Origin of the sequence: Kitasatospora sp. NPDC048286 (genome assembly GCF_043201735.1) — a bacterium.
Lineage (GTDB): Bacteria > Actinomycetota > Actinomycetes > Streptomycetales > Streptomycetaceae > Kitasatospora.
Window position 1 is genome coordinate 593,082 of the sequence record NZ_JBICZE010000005.1, and the last position, 16,959, is coordinate 610,040.

Below are 16,959 nucleotides of genomic sequence, written 5' to 3' on the forward strand. Positions count from 1 at the left end.
TCGACGGCCCTTCACACGGGGTTCGCCTGCGGGTCAGTCGGCGCTGCGGTCCGAGGAGACGGACTGCGGCTCGGCCTGCTCCAGCCGGGAGTGCTTGATGCTGTAGCCGAAGTAGACGACCACGGCGACGGCGAGGGCGATCGCGCCGGCCCGGAAGGTGTCGGCGTGCAGGCCGGTGATCAGGTAGATGCAGAAGCCGACGCTGATCAGCGGGACGACCGGGTAGCCGGGCACCTTGAAGCCGCGCGGCAGGTCGGGCTGGGTGCGGCGCAGCACGATCACGCCGATGGACACCACCGAGAAGGCGATGAGCGTCCCCAGGCTGGTGATGTCGGCCAGCACCCGCAGCGGGACGAACGCGGCCAGCGCGCCCACGCCGAGGCCCACCACGATGGTGTTCCACACCGGGGTGCCGCTGCGCGGGGAGAGTTCGGCGAAGCGCCTGGGCAGCATGCCGTCGCGGCCCATCGAGTACAGGATGCGGGTCTGGCCGTAGATCACCACGAGGGTGATGCTGAAGATCGAGACGATCGCGCCGATCGCGAAGACCATCGCGGGCCAGCTCTGGCCGGTGATGTCCTGGAGGATCTGGGCGAGGCCGGCCTCCTGGCCGTCGAACTTGGTCCACGGCTGGGCGCCGATGCCGGCCAGGGCGACCAGGATGTAGAGCACGGTCACCACGACCAGCGAGATGATGATCGCCAGCGGCAGGGTGCGGCGCGGGTTCTTGACCTCCTCACCGGCGGTGGACACGGCGTCCAGGCCGATGAAGGAGAAGAAGATGCTGGACGCGGCGACCTGGACGCCGCCGATGCCGAGCGGCATGAACGGGGTCAGGTTGCCGGAGTGGAAGCCGGTGAGCGCCACGCAGATGAACATCAGCAGGATCACGATCTTGATCGCGACCATCACCGCGTTGACCTTCACCGACTCGCTCACGCCGCGGATCAGCAGGAAGCAGACCATGGCGACCAGCAGCAGCGCCGGCAGGTTGAACCAGTGGGTGCTGTCCGGCGCGCCGGACAGCTGCTCGGGGATCTTGAAGCCGAAGGCCAGGTCGAAGAACTTGTTCAGGTACTCGGCCCAGGTCACCGCGATGGCGGAGGCGGAGACGCCGTACTCCATCAGCAGGCAGATGCCCACGCCGAAGGCGACGCCCTCGCCGAGGGTGGCGTAGGCGTAGGAGTACGAGGAGCCGGAGACCGGGATCGCGGAGGCCATCTCGGCGTAGCAGAGCGCGGTGAGTCCGGCGGTGACCGCGGCGATCACGAAGGACAGGATGACGGCCGGGCCGGCCGAGGGCACCGCGGTGTTCAGCACGAAGAAGATGCCGGTGCCGATGGTGGCGCCGATGCCGATCGAGGACAGCTGCCACAGGCCGATCGAGCGGCGCAGGTGGATGCCGGAACGCCCGCCCTCCTCGGGCGCGCCGGCCGGGAGGGAGTCCTTGCCTTCGGTCTCGGCGATCAGTGTCGAGACGGGCTTGCGTCGCAGCAGACGCGCACCAAGGGTGTTGCTGGCCAAAACTGCGGTCCTTCTGGGCGGGGGAGGGTGTCCTTGCGTGTGGTCACCCGACATGCCACGGGGTGCCATCGGGGACCAACCGAACAAAGATGGGACAGTCCACGGCGAAAGCACCAGTGTCGCAAACGAACAGTACCAACCCGCGCATTGTCCGAATCGGCGCATATCGATGTACAAACCGGACACTTCGTAAACGGCGCATCGCCCGCCGGACCGTTAAAGCAGCAGCTCAGCACCCCTGCCGGGGTCATCGGCCGAGCACCGCGCGCATCACCGATCGGGCGATCGGCGCGGCCAGCGCACCACCCGTCACGTCGGTGGCGTGACTGTCCGCGACCACCACGGCCACCGCCACCGGTGGCACCGCGTCCGAACCGGCCGGAGCGGCCCAGGCGATGAACCAGGCGTAGGGCGTGCCGCTGTTGCCCACCCCGTGCTGGGCCGTCCCGGTCTTGCCGCCGACCACCGCCCCGGCGATCCGGGCGCTGCCGCCGGTGCCCTTCTCCACCACGTCGGTCATCAGCCCGCGCACCTGCGCGGCCACCGCCGGCGTGATCGCCCGCTTGTAGACGGACGGCCGCATCAGCTGCACCGTGGTGCCGTCGCTCCTGGTCAGCCTGTCCACGAGCTGTGGACGCATCACCGTCCCGTCGTTGGCGATCCCGGCGGCGACCATCGCCATCGTCAGCGGGGTGGCCGCCGTGTCGAACTGCCCGATCGAGGAGAGCGCCAGCTGCGCGTCGTCCATCCGGGTGTCGAAGTTCGACCGGGCCGCGCGCACCGGGACGTCCAGCTTCGCGTCGTTGAAGCCGAAGTCCCCGGCGATCGCGGCCATCCGGTCCAGCCCGACCCGCACCCCCAGGTAGCCCAGCACGCTGTTGCAGCTGGCGGTCATCGCCTCGGCTAGCGACAGGCCCGCCCGGTCGCACACCGGGGTGTCGTTGACCAGCGGCGTGGTCGTACCGGGCAGCACGTACGGGTACGGCGCGTCGGTCGGCGCGTCCGGGTCGGTGACCACCCCGTCGGCCAGCGCGGCCGCGGCGGTGACCACCTTGAAGGTCGAGCCCGGCGGGTAGGTCTGGCGCAGCGCCCGGTTGAGCATCGGCTCATCCGCGTCGGCCTGCAGCCGGTTCCAGGCCGCCTGGTCGTCGGCGCCGTACCCGGCGAAGGCTCCCGGGTCGTAGGAGGGCGTACTGGCCAGCGCCAGGATCCGCCCGGTGGCCGGCTCGATCGCGGCGACGGCGCCCTTCTGGTCGCCGAGCCCGCGCATCGCGGCCTGCTGGGCGGCCCGGTTCAGCGTGGTGTACACGTCCCCGCCGGGGTTCTGCCGGCGGGAGACGGCGTCCCAGACCGGCCAGCCCGCCAGCCGGCTGTCGGTGCCGGTCAGCAGGTCGTCCTCGGTCGCCTCCAGCTGGGTGGTGCCGTACGCCTGCGAGGCGAAGCCGGTGACCGCCGCGTAGGTCGGGCCGTCGGTGTAGCCGCGCTTGTACGCGTACCGGCCTCCGGTCGGCTCGGAGCCGGTGACCGGCTCCGAGCCGACCATGATGTCGCCGCGCGGCTGGGCGTAGCGCTCGATGGTGCGCCGCTGGTTGGCGCTGTTGTGGTTGAGCTCCTTCGCCTGGAACACCTGCACCCGGGTGGCCTGCGCGCACAGCGCCGCGATCAGCAGCAGGCAGAAGGTGGCCGCCCGGCGCCCGGTGACGGAGATGCCGGGCAGCCCCTGCGGGCCGTTTCCCCCGGGCCGCGCGCGCGTCATCGGACCTCCTCGGGAGCGGGCCGCCTCGCCGTGTCGCTCATCCGCACCAGCAGCGCGACGATGATCCAGTTGGTGACCACCGAGGAGCCGCCCTGGGCGATGAACGGCATGGTCATCCCGGTCAGCGGGATCAGCGCGAGCACCCCGCCCGCCACCACGAACACCTGGAGGCCGACGATCGCGGCCAGCCCGATCGCCAGCAGCCGCCCGAACGGGTCGCGCAGCGCGATGCCGGTCCTGAAGCCCCGCGAGACCAGCACCGCGTACAGCAGGAACACCGCGACCAGCCCGGTCAGCCCGAGCTCCTCGCCGATGGTGGCGAGGATGAAGTCCGACTTGGCGGCGAAGCCGATCAGCACCGAGTGCCCGTTGCCGAGCCCGGTGCCCAGCTCGCCGCCCCAGGCGAAGGCGAACAGCGACTGGGCGATCTGGTTGGCGCCCCGGCCCGCCGCGATCGAGCCCAGCGGGTCCAGCCAGTCCGTGACCCGGCTGTGCACGTGCGGCGAGAGCCAGCCCACCGCCACCGCCCCGACGGCGGCCAGGCCCAGGCCGATGGCGATCCAGCCGGTGCGCGCGGTGGCCACGTAGAGCATCACCACGAACAGGCCGAAGAACAGCAGCGAGGTGCCGAGGTCGGTCTCCAGCACCAGGACGCCGACGAACGCCGCCCAGATCAGCAGCACCGGCCCGAGCACCCGCCCGGGCGGCAGCTGCAGGCGCCACACCCGGCGTCCGGTGAGCGCCAGCGCGTCCCGGTGCACCGCCAGGTAGGCGGCGAAGAAGACGGCCAGCAGGATCTTGGCGAACTCCCCCGGCTGGAAGGAGAGCGGCCCGATCACGATCCAGATCCGGGAGCCGTACACCGGCGGGAAGAAGATCGGCAGCACCAGCAGGACCAGCGCCAGCAGCGCCCCGATGTACGCGTACCGCTGCAGCCGGCGGTGGTCGCGCACCAGCAGCACCACCGCGATGAACAGCGCCACCCCCAGGGCCGACCAGAGCAGCTGGGTGGAGGCGGCACCGGCGCGCCCCGGCGTGGCGCGGTCCAGCCGGTAGATCACCACCAGCCCGATCCCGTTCAGCAGCACCGCGATCGGCAGCAGCAGCGGGTCCGCGTACCGGGCCCGCCACCGGACCACGCCGTGCGCCGCCAGGGCGAGCACACCGAGCGCGGCACCGTACTCGGCCGCGTCGGCCGGCACCTGGCCGTCCAGGTTGACGCCGACCTCGACGTAGCCGTACACGGCGATCAGGACGGCGCCGACCACCAGGACGAGCTCGGTGGTGCGCCTGGTCGGCACCGGCCGGCTCGGCCCGGCGGCGGATCTCGGCACGGCGGAGGGTGTCGCCACGGACCGTCCTGGGATTGGGAAGGACCCGGTGCCGCCGGCCGGGGGACGCCGACCGGGGCGGACCGGCGGCGGGGCGGGTCCGCCCCGGGGGAGCGGCGGTCGGACGGGGAGGGTCAGACGGAGGCCTGGGAGCCGGAGGCCTCGACGGTCGCCTTCAGCTCGGCCTCGGCTTCGGCCGACAGCGAGGTCTGGATGATCCGCCCGCCGAAACGGGCCAGCGCCGGGACCACCTTGTCGGCGGTCGCCTTGCGCACCAGCAGGAAGACGGCGGCGGTGCCGGGCTGGAGGTGCTCGCCGACCTGGCGCATGAAGTCGTCGTCCACCCCGATGTCGGTGGAGGCGCCGACCGCGGCCCCGGCCGCGCCGCCGACCGCCGCGCCCACCAGGGGCATGAAGAACAGCAGGCCGATGACCCCGCCCCAGAGCGCGCCGCCGGCGGCGCCCGCCCCGGTCGTGCTGACCTGCTGGTGCAGCTTGATCCGGCCGTCCGCGCGACGCTCGACGACGACCGCGTCCTCCAGCTCGATCAGCTTCTGCTTCTGGAGCCCGATCGCCTCGTTGCGCACCGCCTGGGCGGTGGCGAGGTCCGGGTAGGCGATCGCGAAGAGGTTGCTCACTGCGGGGTCCTTCCAGGGTGTCGGACAGGCCGGGGAGGGGCGCCCGTGTGGTGGCACCGTGTCCCGATTCCGCACCCTAACGAGTGTTATCCATATTTATCGGCTCTTCGCTGCGGTGTGTCCGCCATTGCCGGAATCACCCGGCACGCCCGCTCACTCCGGCCGCCGCCCGGCCAGCGCCGCCACCCCCGCGCCGACCGCGGCCAGCAGGACGACGGCGGCTGCCAGGCTCGGCCACGGCACGGCGATCCGTCCGGTCCGGGCCGCCGACACCAGCCCGCGCACCGCCGCGTTGGCGGGCGAGTACGGCACCACCAGCAGCAGCGTGGCCAGCGCCAGCGCCGTCGGGATGCCGTACTGCGCCCGGCCCAGCACCGGACGGTTCGCCAGCGCCCCGGCCAGCACCCCCATCAGCGCGCAGACCGCCGAGGCCGCCAGCCCGGCCGACACCGCCGCCCCGGCCCCCGGATCCCGCTCCGCCCCCGCGTTGGCCACCGACCCGCTGGTCCACCACACCGCCGCCACCTGACCGACCGCCAGCACCAGCGACACCGTCAGCGCCGCCAGCAGCGCCCCTAGGTGGACCCGGACCGGGCCCGCCGCCGCCACCAGGCAGGCCCGCGAGGCCGGCGGCTCGGCACTCAGCACGCTGCGCACGTACCAGGCGCTCACCGGCAGCAGCACCCCCGCGCCGAAGCCGAGTCCGCCGAGCAGCGGGTCGCCCACCGCCACCCCGACCACCAGCAGCAGCGCGTACGCCAGGAACGGCGGCAGCCAGGCGTGCGAGCGCAGCAGCAGCTCCAGGTGGTACCGGGTCAGCGAACCGATCTGCGCCATCACCGCTCCCCCGCCCCGGGCTCCTCGCGCCGCCGCACCGAGAGCACCCGGACGGCCGGGCGGCCCAGCAGCAGTCGGCGCAGCAGCGCGTCCGAGTGCGCGGCCGGGACCGCCAGCCGCACCGCCGTCCCGGCCAGCGCGGTGACCTCCGGTGCCCCCGGCAGCAGCGGCGGCAACGGGGCGCCGCCCTCGACGTCCACCTCGACCTCCATCACCGGGCCCTCCCGCCCCTGCTCCCCCGTCCCGTCCTCGACGGGCCGCAGCGCGCCGTCCGTGCCGACCCGGTACGCGGCGCTGGTCAGCCCGGCCAGCCGGGCCGGGTCGTGGTCGACGAACAGCACCGTGCCGCCCTCCGCCGCCCGCTCGGCGGCGGCCTCGTCCAGCACCGCCCTGGCCTCCGGGTCCAGCCCGGTCCAGGCCTCGTCCAGCAGCAGCACCCGCGCCTCGGGCAGCAGCGCCTGGGCGACCGCGACCTTCTGGCAGGTGCCCTTCGACAGCCGGCTCAGCGGCGTGCCCGCCCGGTCCGCGACACCGAAGCGGTCCAGCCACTCCTGCGCCCGCCGCCGCGCCCGCTCCGCCGACAGCCCGTGCACCCGGCCGACCCGCAGCAGGTAGGAGACGGCGTCGAAGGGCAGCGCCGGCGGGAAGCGCTCGGGCACGTAGGCCGTCGGCCCTGGCCGCACCACCCGCCCCGTGCTCGGCCGCTCGATCCCGGCGACCAGCCGCAGCAGCGTCGACTTTCCGCTCCCGTTCCGCCCGGCGATCCGCACCAACTCGCCCGGCCCGACCGCCAGATCGACCCCGCGCAGGATCCACCGCTCCCGCCGCCCGTACCGCTTGCCGACCGCCGTCAGCTCCATCACGCCCCCGTCCCGTCCCGTTGTGCACGGAAGGCTATCCATCGGCGGTAAAGCCGGCGTGAGCTAATTCCCCGTCCGTGCGCCGGAGTTCACCCCACGGCTGGTCGAGGCACGATCGGGACTCGTTTCGCCATGACGAACTGATGATCCCTAGTATCGGCCGGGTGACTACCGGACGACGACCACAGACCAGGCTCGGCAGCCTGCTGGCGGCCCTGGCGATAACGGGCACCTCGCTGCTCCTCGGCCTGCCCGCCCACGCCGACGAACCATCAGCCGGGGCCGCTCCCGCGACCAAGGAGGCCCCCCGGGTCGACCTCGTCCTGGACGTCAGCGGCTCCATGCGGGAAGCGGACATCCAGGGCAAGAGCCGCATCGCGGTGGCCCAGCAGTCGCTGAACGAGGTGATCGACGCGCTGCCCGCGGAGACCGAGTTCGGCATCCGCACCCTGGGCGCGACCTACCCCGGCAACGACAAGGCCCTGGGCTGCCAGGACACCAAGCAGCTCTACCCGGTCGGCAAGACCGACAAGGTCGAGGCCAAGACCGCCGTCGCCACCCTGCGGCCCACCGGGTTCACCCCGATCGGCCTGGCCCTGCGCGGCGCCGCCCAGGACCTCGGCAAGGGCGAGACCACCCGCCGCGTGGTGCTGATCACCGACGGCGAGGACACCTGCACCCCGCCCGACCCCTGTGACGTCGCCCGCGAGCTCGCCTCCCAGGGCATCCACCTGGTGGTCGACACCCTGGGCCTGGCCCACGACGACAAGACCCGCCAGCAGCTGCTCTGCATCGCCAACGCGACCGGCGGCACCTACACCGACGTCCGCACCCAGGAGCAGCTCACCGACAAGGTGAAGCAGCTGGTCGACCGCTCCAACGACACCTACACCGTGACCCCGGTCAAGACCACCGGCACCGACAAGTGCGAGAACGCCCCGGTCCTCGCCCCGGGCGTCTACACCGACCGCGAGAAGTTCTCCGAGCACCGCGTCTACAAGGTCCCGGTCAAGTCCGGCCAGGAGCTGCGCGCCTCGGTCAGCGTCGCCCTGGACCGCCCGGTGGCCCGCGACTACGGGGTGCTGCTCCAGGCCACCAGCGCGACCGGCCAGGAGCTGGTCCGCGGCACCGACGCCGGCAGCTCCCGCACCGACGTGGTCTCCACCGGCCTGCGCTGGTCCACCGCCGACTCCAAGGGGTACGTCACCGCGAGCCCCACGGCCTCCAAGGACGCCAAGGACAAGCCGGAGACCACCGTCTGCCTGGTCGTGAGCAACGCGCTGGCCCCGCAGGCCGGCGTCCAGGCCGACCCGGGCATGCCGCTGGAGCTGACCGTCGACCTGGCCTCCGCCTCGCCCGCTCCCGAGGGCGCCGCGATGGGCCTCGGCCGCGGCTGGATCCTGCTGCTCACCCTCACCCTGGCCGGCCTGGCCTTCGGCCTGGTCTTCGGCTGGATCGCGCGCTGGCGGATCTCCGTCTGGAGGGCGAACTGACCATGCGTACGACGATCCGCGGCGCCCTCGCCGCCCTCGCCCTGCTGCCCGCCCTGGCCCTGAGCGCCCTGGGCGCGCCGACCGCCTCGGCCGCCTCGCCGTCCCCCTCGGCCAGTGCGAGCGGCACCCCGGCCCCGGCCACCAAGGCCGGCACCTCCTTCCTGACCGCGGTCAACCTCTCCCCCGGCCAGGACGCCAACGTCGCCGTCTCCACCGGTGACTACCTGTACTGGGCGTTCGGCGCCTCCGAGGGCCAGACCCCGACGATCAGCCTGGCCGTCACCCTGGCCCCCACGGCCGACCGGCACGGCCCGCAGACCTGGTCCGTCGAGGTCTTCGACGGGCTGCGCCGCCGCCAGGCGTGCACCGCCGGCACCCAGAACGCCACCGCCGAGCAGGGCGCCGCCTCCCTGGCGCTGGACTGCACCCTGCGCGAGGTCCGCACCTGGGCCGAGCCGTGGTCCGGCGACCCGCTGCCCGGCACCTACTACGTGCGGCTGTCGGTCAGCGACGTCCCGCAGCCCGACCTCGGCCTGGCCTCCGCGGTCAAGCTGCACGTCGCGGCCAAGGGCGACGCCGACAACGCCCAGCCGGAGGGCGGCGAGCTGAAGGCCCCGCTGGTCCCGCCGGCCGGCGGCGGTGCCAGTACGGCCAAGGCGGCCGCCCCGGTGGCGCAGGAGGAGCACTGGTACACCGGCTGGTTCTCCGGCTGGAACAGCCGCTGGTACTGGACGATCGGCGGCGGCTTCCTGGCCGCGCTGGCCGGCGTCCTCGGCTACAACCTGACCCGGCACCCGCACGGCCACCGGCCCGGCCGCTACGGCTCCGTCCCGGCCCAGGGCTCCCACCCGAGCGGCAGCTACACCGGCTCCGACCGCCCCTGAGGCACCCCGAGAAACCCGCGGAGGGCCGGCCGGACGTCGTTCCGGCCGGCCCTCCGGCGCGTTCGCGGGCGTCGGTCAGCCGCGGAACAGGTTGTGCCCCACGTCGGACGGGACCTCGTCCTGGACCGGCTCGCTGTCCGGCCCCGGTACGTGCTCGCCGGGGATCGGCTCGTCGCCCTCCCGGTGCAGAAGCACGACCCCGTCCTCGGCCCACACCTGCCGGTAGCCGTGCGCCAGCAGCAGCCGGATCCGCTCGGCCTGCTCCTTGTCCGTCTTGAACGGGAAGGACCGCTTGTCGCCCCGGGTGAGCACGTACTCGCGCCCGCGCGGTGTGCCGTCCACCAGCACCACGTCCGTCCGGGCGGTCAGCCGCGGCGCGATCTGGTTGTCCGCCTCGACGAACGCCCCGTCCGGGATCAGCGCGGCCGCCCGCACCAGCGCCGCCTCGCTCGTCTTGGGCGCCCAGGAGGACGGTACGGCCAGCGGCAGCAGCCCCATCGGCACCGCGGCCAGCAGGGCGATGCCGGCCGCGCCGAGGCCCAGCCGGCGGGCCCGCCGCACGCTCCGCTCCGGCCGCCCGACGGCGCTCAGCCGGCCCAGCACCTCGATCGCGGCGGTGAGCAGGACCGGCCACAGCAGCGAGTCGTAGTGCCGGGCGATCGACCAGTGGTTGGGGTTGCTGGACAGGATCCGCTCGGCCAGCAGCGGCAGCGCGCACAGCACGGTGGCCGAGCGCAGCGGCAGCAGCAGCGTGGTGCCGAACAGCCAGAGCAGCAGCAGCGGCTTGAGTGGCTGGTCGAAGGCGGCCTGCACCAGCAGGAACGGGTCGTGCAGCAGGTTGCGCAGCGCGTCGCCGCCGTCCGCGCCGAGCGAGCCGTAGTTCCAGTAGTAGCCCGGCTCCCCGCCCATCGCCGGGATCAGCCAGGTGATGGCGACCGCCGAGGCGACCGGCCCGCCCAGCAGCAGCCCGAGACCGGTGAGGCGGCCCGCCCGGTCACCGGTGCGGCGGGTGCGCAGCAGCAGCACCAGGCCGTACGCCCCGACCATCAGGCCGAGGTCCTCCTTGGTGCAGCACAGCAGCAGGGCGGCGAGCACCACGGTGCCGTACCGGCGGGCCAGGCCGCGCTCCAGCATCAGCAGGGTCAGCGGCACCGCGAAGGCGACCTCGTGGAAGCCCACCCGGGCAGCCACCAGCAGCGGCCAGCCGAGCGCGTGGACCAGGCCGGCCAGGTCGGCGGCCCGGCGGGCGGTGCGCGGCTCAGCGGCGGCGAAGGCGTGCCCGGCGATCCGCCGGACCAGCGGCACCCCGGCCGCGAACAGCAGCGCCTGCCCGATGATCAGCGAGCGCGGGTCGTCCCAGATCCAGTACAGCGGCGCGAGCAGCGCCAGCACCGGCGAGAAGTGGTCGCCCAGCAGCGAGAAGCCCGGCGGGAACTCGTGGTGGAAGCTCTTCAGCGTCGAGACGGGCAGCCCGAAGTGGGCGTAGCCGCGCACGCCCTGGTCGAAGATGCCGAGGTCGAAGCCGCCGAGCGACACGGACGTCCAGCCCTGCAGGCCGATGGCGCAGGTCACCGCGAAGCAGAGCGCGGTGAGCAGCGCGGTGCGCCGGGCCGGGCCGAGCAGGACGGCCTCGGCCAGTCGGCGGGCGGCCGGTCCGGCGGCGGCCGGCGGCGGGGGTGCGGTCTGGGTGGTCACGTCGGGTCCGATCCGTCCGGTCTGGGTCCGTGGGTCCGGTCCGTCAGGTCCGGTTCGTCAGGGCGGCTTCGCGGTCCGGCCTGGTGGCGAGTGGGGTCCCGGCGCCGTCCGCGGCCTGCCGCCGGGCGCGGTACAGCCGCACGCCCAGGGTGACCAGGACGGCGATCGCGATCGGCGGGTAGATCGCGCCGGGCAGCTGCCAGTACCAGGCGACGCCGCGGCCCCACCGGTGCGGCACCGTCCACATCACGTGGGAGAGGAACACCAGCAGGGTCAGGCCGAACAGCACCTGCCGGCCCCTGGTCCTGGCCTCCACGGCCAGCAGGGCGAGCAGCGGGACGCACCAGACCCAGTGGTGGGTCCAGCTGATCGGCGAGACCAGCAGCGCGGTGAGCGCGGCGCAGACCGCGCCCCAGGCGTCGGCCCGGCGCAGCATCCGCGTCGAGCGTCCGGCCAGCACCGCCACCCCGAGCCCGAGGGCCGCGACCAGCGCCGAGGCGACGAGCCCGACCGGGCCCGGGTCGTTGACGTCGAGCAGCCGGCAGACGGCGCCGCGCAGCGACTGGTTGTCCACCAGGACGGTCACGCCGACCCGGCTCGGGTCCCAGAGGTAGGTGGTCCAGAACCCCCACGAGGCGTCCGGCAGCGCGGCCCAGCCGATCAGGCCCGCCGCCAGGAAGGTGCCGGCCGAGACCAGGGCGGCCCGGACCCTTCCGGTCAGGAACAGGTAGACGGCGAACAGGCCCGGGGTGATCTTGATGGCGGTGGCCAGGCCGATGCCCACGCCCTTGAGGCGGTGGCCGTCCGGGCGGGTCAGGTCCCACAGGACCAGGCAGAGGATGCCGAGGTTGACCTGGCCGTACTGGAAGGTCGTGAAGACCGGCTCCAGCCAGATGCCGAGGCCGGTCGCCAGGATCACCACGGCCGCGCGGTGCTGCTTCGGCCAGCCCGCCAGCTTGAGCGACAGGTGGACGGCCGCGGCGAGCAGCGCGTAGTTGAGGAGCATCACCAGGACGCGCAGGGTGCTCACGTCGAACCAGGTGCTCGGCACGAACAGCATCGCCGCGAACGGAGGGTAGGTGGCCGGCAGGTCCCAGCCGGGCAGCCGCATCGCGTACAGGTCCTCGCCGCGGACGACGGCCTCGCCCTCGGCCCGGTAGACCAGCATGTCGACCATGGTGGCCCCGTGGGTGTGCCGGAACCAGGCGAACACCGCCAGTGACACCGCCGCCACGCAGGCCGCCGGGAGGGTCCAGGAATTCGGTCTTCCGGTTTCCGCTGCGCCGCCGGCCCCTTCCGGACCCGTCTGCCGCCCCCACCGTTTCAGACCGAACTCGCGCACCGCGATGGCACCCCGTCGAGATAGACCAGATCGTTCCCTCGTCAGCGTCTGGGCCCACCCACCATAACCGACCCCTCCGAGCCCCAAACCGCGTCAGAAACGGGCCCGGAAGGGCGATGTGATCTCACCCACAGCCACCCGGGAACCGGCCCCGACCGCGGGCCCGAAGCCCAAAACGCGAAATCCCGCCGGGAGTTGCCTCCCGGCGGGATTTCGTCGACCGACCGGAGTCGATCTGTTGGGTGGAGCTGAGGGGATTCGAACCCCTGACCCCCTCGATGCGAACGAGGTGCGCTACCGGACTGCGCCACAGCCCCAACGAGAAGAAACTCTAGCACCTTTCGGAGGGGGTCCGTGACCACCCCCCGGCTGGCGGCGCCGACGGGGGGTGGCCCTGGTCATTCGTTGGCCGCGCGCGGGCGCGACTCGGGGGCCTGCGGCTCGGCGTACTGGTCGAACAGCGGGGTCTTGCGGGGCTCCGCGGGGCGGCCCGACGTCCAGGTGCCGGGGGACGACAGGTCGAGGCCGCGGGAGACCCTGGGGGCGACCGGGGCGGTCACGTAGGTCGGCAGCGGGACGGGCACCGGCTCCCAGGAGTCCGGGCCGGCCGCACCGCGCTCGCGCATGCCGTCGACCCACTCCTCGTGCTCCGTCGCCTCGGCCACCGCGGAGGCGGAGGGCACCGAGACGGTGGGCTGCTCCGGGTCCGCCGCCAGCCGCAGGTGCGCACGGCGCGCGGCCCGCTCCCCGACGGGCGGGGCCGGGGCCGGCCCCGCTGCGACGGGGGCCTCGGCCGGGGCGTCGCCGGGCGCCGGGGCCGCGGCGCGCTGCTGCTCGCGCTTGCGCAGCCGCTCGGCCGCCTGGGCGGCCCGGACCCGGTCGAGCTTCACCTCGTACCGCTGGCGCTCCAGCTTGCGCAGGTGGCCGATGTACAGGGTGAGGAGGACCGCCGGGACGGCCGGGACCCAGAGGAAGGCCAGTCCGGCCACCGCGGCGACCACCGCGCCGAGCGCGAAGGAGAGGAAGAGGGCGGTGACCATCCGCCGCCGGCGGGCCAGCAGCCGCGCCCGGCGTTCGACTCCGGCCCGCGGCTCGGGGGCCGGCCGTTCGGCCGGGCGCTGTGCCGGGGGTTCGGGCTCCCGCGCGGGGTCGCCGGAGGCGGTCGCGTCCCGTTCGGGAGGACCGTCGTTGCTCTGCTCGCCGTCACGCGGTTCGTCGCCCAGGGCCCGGGCTGCCCGCCGCTCCAGCGCCGAACGCCCGGCCAGCAGGCGGATGGCGGTGCTGAAGCGTTCCGTCGGGCGCGCCTCGTTGAGTTCGTCCTGCCTGCGGAGCCACATCGGCACCAGATAGGCGGCCCAGGCCCCTACGATGACGGCGTAGATAAGGCCGCTACTGCTCACGATTCACACCGTACGGGCGCCGGGGAAGCCTGGCAGCAATTTGGCACGGCGTGTCGTGTGATCAAGCTGATTCTCCGACTATTTTGCCGCTATTTGTGGGGGTCCGGTGCCCCTCCGATGCCATATCGATATTTGTTTCGAACATATATTCAATTACCTCAGCCGCGCCCGGAACTGAGCGCCCGCCAGCGCCCCAGCATCCCCTCCGGGACCTCCTCGTCGGTCAACGCGTAGACGAGGTGGTCGCGCCAGTCGCCGTCGATGTGGAGATAGCGCGGACGGATTCCCTCCGAGCGGAAGCCGAGCTTTTCCACCACCCGTCGGCTCGGGGCGTTCTCCGGACGGATGCAGACCTCGATCCGGTGCAGCCCGAGCGTGCGGAAGCAGTGGTCCACCGAAAGCGCCACGGCGGTCGGGATGATGCCGCGGCCGGCCACCGCCTCGTCCACCCAGTACCCGATGTTGGCCGAGCACATCGACCCCCAGGTGATCCCGCCGACGGTCAACTGGCCGACCAGCTGGCCCTTGTGGACCACGACGAAGGGCAGCATCCGGCCGGCCGAGGCCTCGCCGCGCAGGAAGCGGACCATCTGCCGGTACGTCGGCCGGGGGCCGGCCACCCGACCCGCCGGGCCGGGCGGCACGGTGGCCTCCCAGCGGCGCAGCCAGTCCCGGTTGCGGCGGCTGACCTCCTGCCACTCGCGCTGGTCGCGGGCCCGGATCGGGCGCAGCACGACCTCCCCCTCCTGGAGTTCTACCGGCCAACCGGCGTTCAGTGCGCTCTCCCGGGTGCTGGGGCGTCGGCCCGGGGGTGGTCCCCGCCGCCGAGCTGGTCGACGGCGTGGGCGAGCAGCGGCTCCAGGACGGCCAGGCCGTCCCTGACGCCGCCGGTCGAGCCCGGCAGGTTGACGATCAGGGTACGTCCGGCGAGTCCGGCGAGCCCGCGGGAGAGCGCCGAGGTCGGCACCTTCTCCCGGCCGTACGCGCGGACCGCCTCGGCGATGCCGGGGACCTGACGGTCGATCACCCGGGCGGTCATCTCGGGGGTGAGGTCCATCGGCGAGATGCCGGTGCCGCCGGTGGTCAGCACCACGTCGTAGCCGGCCGCGACGGCCTCGCGCAGCACGGCCTCCACCGGCTCGCCGTCCGGGACGACCCGGGGGCCGTCGGCGGTGAAGCCCATCGCGGTCAGGCCGGCCACCAGCAGCGGGCCGCCCCGGTCCTCGTAGACCCCGGCCGCGGCCCGGTTCGACACGGTGACGGCCAGCGCCCTCCCGGCCGGGGCCGTCATGCGTCCACCTCCGGGGCGAACCAGTCGCCGCTCTTGCCGCCGGTCTTGCTCAGCACCCGGACGGACTCGATCGTGGCGGCCTTGTCCACCGCCTTGACCATGTCGACGACGGTCAGCCCGGCCACCGCGACGGCGGTCAGCGCCTCCATCTCGACGCCGGTGCGGTCGGCGGTCTTCACGGTGGCGGTGATCTCGACCGCGTCGTCCGCGACGGCGAGGTCGACCTTGACGCCGGAGACCGCGATCGGGTGGCAGAGCGGGATCAGGTCCGGGGTCTTCTTGGCGCCCATGATCCCGGCGATCCTGGCCACCGCGAGGGCGTCGCCCTTGGGCACGCCCTCGCCGCGCAGCAGCTCGACCACCTGCGGGGAGACCCGCACCCGGCCGGCCGCCACGGCGGTGCGCGCGGTGGTGGCCTTCTCGGAGACGTCGACCATCCGGGCCGCGCCCTGGTCGTCGACGTGGGTGAGGCGGTCGCCGGGGGGAGGTGTCGTCACGGGGAACTCCAGGGGCGCGCAGGTCGAATACCGCGCTACCGTACCGTTCCCGGGTCCTGGTGGCCGATCAGGAGTCCAGCAACACCACGTCGACCTCGCTGCCGGCGGGCAGTTCGGTGGTCTCCTCGGGGACGGTGATCAGGCAGTTCGCCCGGGCCAGCGCGCCGACCAGGTGCGATCCGGCGCCGCCCACCGGCTCGACCGTGCCGTCCGCCGCCGAGTGACGGCCGCGCAGGAACTGCCGGCGGCCGGCCGGGGAGCGCAGCGCCGTCGGACACACCGCGCGGACGACCGGGCGGTGCACGTCGGCGGCGCCGAGCATGGTGCGGACGACCGGGCGGACGAAGAGCTCGAAGGAGATGTAGGCGCTCACCGGGTTGCCGGGCAGGGCGAGCAGCGGCACCCCGGCCGCGCCGCCGATCCGGCCGAAGCCCTGCGGCTTGCCCGGCTGCATCCGCAGCCGCCGGAAGTCGACGCCGCCGTAGGACTCGAAGACCTCCTTGACCACGTCGTACGCGCCGACGCTGACCCCGCCGCTGGTGACGATCAGGTCGGCCCGGCCGAGCTGGTCCTCCAGGACGGCGCGCAGCCGGTCGGCGTCGTCCGGGACGGCGCCGACCCGGTAGGCGATGGCGCCGGCCTCCTGGGCGGCCGCGGTGAGGGTGAAGCTGTTGGAGTCGGCGATCTGCCCGGGGCCGACCGGCTCGCCGGGCTGGACCAGCTCGCTGCCGGTGGACAGCACCACGACCCGGGGGCGCGGGCGGACCTTCACGGTGGGCCGGCCGATCGCGGCGAGCAGGCCGAGCTGGGCGGGGCCGAGCCTGGTGCCGCCCTCCAGCACCCGGGTGCCGGCCGCGACGTCGCCGCCGCGGCGGCGGATGTGCGCGCCCGCGGCGACCGGGCGCAGCACCCGGACCTCCTCGTCGGGGACGGGCGCGGTCATCGCGGCGGCGGCGACCCCGGTGCCGGTGCCGCCGTCGGTCCACTCGACCGGGGCGACGGCCTGCGCGCCGGGCGGCAGCGGGGCGCCGGTCATGATCCGGGCGGCCTGGCCGGGGCCGACCTTCGGCAGCTCGGCGGCGCCGGCGGCGATGTCGCCGACCACCGAGAGCACCGACGGGTAGGTGTCGGTGGCGCCCTCGGTGTCGGCGGTGCGGACCGCGTAGCCGTCCATCGAGCTGTTGTCGAAGGGCGGCAGGTCGCCGTCGGCGACCACGTCCTCGTCGAGTCGGCAGCCCTGGGCGTCGAGCAGTGGGAGCTCGATCGCGGGCAGCGGGCCGACCGCGGCCAGCACGTCGGCGAGGTGCTCGTCCACCGTCCAGAGCCGCGGGGCCGCCGGGGCCGGGTCCGTTCCGGTGTCGCAGCAGGCGCTGGGCATGGTGCTGTGCTCGGTGGACCCGGTCATCGGCGG

Annotated in this window: 15 protein-coding genes and 1 tRNA gene; 2 read left to right on the forward strand and 14 right to left on the reverse strand. The window is 73.9% G+C overall.

Annotation, left to right across the window (positions count from 1 at the left end):
- Nucleotides 1-33: 33 nt before the first annotated feature.
- The 6 genes from ACGF13_RS15150 to ACGF13_RS15175 form a co-directional block, all read right to left on the reverse strand.
- Nucleotides 34-1,524 carry an amino acid permease gene (locus ACGF13_RS15150; RefSeq protein ID WP_392874036.1) on the reverse strand — a complete coding sequence of 497 codons (1,491 nt, stop codon included), beginning with the start codon at nucleotides 1,522-1,524 and terminating at the stop codon, nucleotides 34-36.
- A gap of 247 nt (nucleotides 1,525-1,771) precedes the next feature.
- Nucleotides 1,772-3,280 carry a penicillin-binding transpeptidase domain-containing protein gene (locus tag ACGF13_RS15155; protein WP_392874038.1) on the reverse strand — a complete coding sequence of 503 codons (1,509 nt, stop codon included), beginning with the start codon at nucleotides 3,278-3,280 and terminating at the stop codon, nucleotides 1,772-1,774.
- Complete coding sequence (locus ACGF13_RS15160) at nucleotides 3,277-4,632, reverse strand: FtsW/RodA/SpoVE family cell cycle protein (RefSeq protein WP_392874041.1); 1,356 nt, start codon at nucleotides 4,630-4,632, stop codon at nucleotides 3,277-3,279. The genes ACGF13_RS15155 and ACGF13_RS15160 overlap by 4 nt, the downstream gene beginning before the upstream one ends.
- Nucleotides 4,633-4,745: 113 nt before the next feature.
- Nucleotides 4,746-5,249: a DUF1269 domain-containing protein gene (locus tag ACGF13_RS15165; RefSeq protein WP_392874044.1), complete on the reverse strand. Its 504-nt coding sequence runs from the start codon at nucleotides 5,247-5,249 to the stop codon at nucleotides 4,746-4,748.
- 153 nt (nucleotides 5,250-5,402) lie between these two features.
- Entirely contained in the window at nucleotides 5,403-6,086 is a 684-nt protein-coding gene (locus tag ACGF13_RS15170; protein ID WP_392874047.1) for an ABC transporter, read from the reverse strand.
- Nucleotides 6,086-6,946: an ATP-binding cassette domain-containing protein gene (locus ACGF13_RS15175; protein WP_392874280.1), complete on the reverse strand. Its 861-nt coding sequence runs from the start codon at nucleotides 6,944-6,946 to the stop codon at nucleotides 6,086-6,088. The genes ACGF13_RS15170 and ACGF13_RS15175 overlap by 1 nt, the downstream gene beginning before the upstream one ends.
- 164 nt (nucleotides 6,947-7,110) lie before the next feature.
- Between ACGF13_RS15175 and ACGF13_RS15180 the strand changes: the two genes are divergently transcribed.
- Nucleotides 7,111-8,439: a VWA domain-containing protein gene (locus tag ACGF13_RS15180; RefSeq protein WP_392874050.1), complete on the forward strand. Its 1,329-nt coding sequence runs from the start codon at nucleotides 7,111-7,113 to the stop codon at nucleotides 8,437-8,439.
- A 2-nt stretch (nucleotides 8,440-8,441) separates the two neighbouring features.
- The gene (locus ACGF13_RS15185) at nucleotides 8,442-9,323 is read left to right on the forward strand and encodes a peptidase (RefSeq protein WP_392874053.1); all 882 of its coding nucleotides are present in this window, start codon (nucleotides 8,442-8,444) and stop codon (nucleotides 9,321-9,323) included.
- 75 nt (nucleotides 9,324-9,398) lie between these two features.
- Here the strand turns inward: ACGF13_RS15185 and ACGF13_RS15190 are convergent, their stop codons facing one another.
- The 8 genes from ACGF13_RS15190 to glp form a co-directional block, all read right to left on the reverse strand.
- Nucleotides 9,399-11,018, reverse strand: a complete 1,620-nt coding sequence (locus ACGF13_RS15190; protein WP_392874056.1) for a DUF2079 domain-containing protein — start codon at nucleotides 11,016-11,018, stop codon at nucleotides 9,399-9,401.
- Nucleotides 11,019-11,061: 43 nt separating this feature from the next.
- The gene (locus ACGF13_RS15195; RefSeq protein ID WP_392874059.1) at nucleotides 11,062-12,252 is read right to left on the reverse strand and encodes a glycosyltransferase 87 family protein; all 1,191 of its coding nucleotides are present in this window, start codon (nucleotides 12,250-12,252) and stop codon (nucleotides 11,062-11,064) included.
- Between the two features lie 351 nt (nucleotides 12,253-12,603).
- A tRNA-Ala gene (locus ACGF13_RS15200) sits at nucleotides 12,604-12,677 on the reverse strand.
- Between the two features lie 81 nt (nucleotides 12,678-12,758).
- Nucleotides 12,759-13,760: a hypothetical protein gene (locus tag ACGF13_RS15205; RefSeq protein ID WP_392874062.1), complete on the reverse strand. Its 1,002-nt coding sequence runs from the start codon at nucleotides 13,758-13,760 to the stop codon at nucleotides 12,759-12,761.
- Nucleotides 13,761-13,918: 158 nt separating this feature from the next.
- Entirely contained in the window at nucleotides 13,919-14,536 is a 618-nt protein-coding gene (locus ACGF13_RS15210; RefSeq protein WP_392874283.1) for a GNAT family N-acetyltransferase, read from the reverse strand.
- Nucleotides 14,533-15,051, reverse strand: a complete 519-nt coding sequence (locus ACGF13_RS15215) for a molybdenum cofactor biosynthesis protein B (RefSeq protein WP_392874065.1) — start codon at nucleotides 15,049-15,051, stop codon at nucleotides 14,533-14,535. Before ACGF13_RS15215 ends, ACGF13_RS15210 begins: the two co-directional genes overlap by 4 nt.
- Nucleotides 15,048-15,488 carry a cyclic pyranopterin monophosphate synthase MoaC gene (moaC, locus tag ACGF13_RS15220; protein WP_392874286.1) on the reverse strand — a complete coding sequence of 147 codons (441 nt, stop codon included), beginning with the start codon at nucleotides 15,486-15,488 and terminating at the stop codon, nucleotides 15,048-15,050. The genes ACGF13_RS15215 and moaC overlap by 4 nt, the downstream gene beginning before the upstream one ends.
- A gap of 127 nt (nucleotides 15,489-15,615) precedes the next feature.
- A complete protein-coding gene (gene glp / locus ACGF13_RS15225) occupies nucleotides 15,616-16,926 on the reverse strand; it encodes a gephyrin-like molybdotransferase Glp (RefSeq protein ID WP_392874289.1) in 1,311 nt (436 codons plus the stop codon).
- Between the last annotated feature and the right edge of the window lie 33 nt (nucleotides 16,927-16,959).

Excerpts from the sequence above, each read along its gene's own strand:
- ACGF13_RS15155 (WP_392874038.1), bottom strand. The coding sequence starts at position 3,280 with ATGACGCGCGCGCGGCCCGGGGGAAACGGCCCGCAGGGGCTGCCCGGC.
- ACGF13_RS15170 (WP_392874047.1), bottom strand. The coding sequence starts at position 6,086 with ATGGCGCAGATCGGTTCGCTGACCCGGTACCACCTGGAGCTGCTGCTG.
- ACGF13_RS15175 (WP_392874280.1), bottom strand. The coding sequence starts at position 6,946 with ATGGAGCTGACGGCGGTCGGCAAGCGGTACGGGCGGCGGGAGCGGTGG.
- ACGF13_RS15185 (WP_392874053.1), top strand. The coding sequence starts at position 8,442 with ATGCGTACGACGATCCGCGGCGCCCTCGCCGCCCTCGCCCTGCTGCCC.
- ACGF13_RS15215 (WP_392874065.1), bottom strand. The coding sequence starts at position 15,051 with ATGACGGCCCCGGCCGGGAGGGCGCTGGCCGTCACCGTGTCGAACCGG.
- moaC (WP_392874286.1), bottom strand. The coding sequence starts at position 15,488 with ATGGTCGACGTCTCCGAGAAGGCCACCACCGCGCGCACCGCCGTGGCG.
- glp (WP_392874289.1), bottom strand. The coding sequence starts at position 16,926 with ATGCCCAGCGCCTGCTGCGACACCGGAACGGACCCGGCCCCGGCGGCC.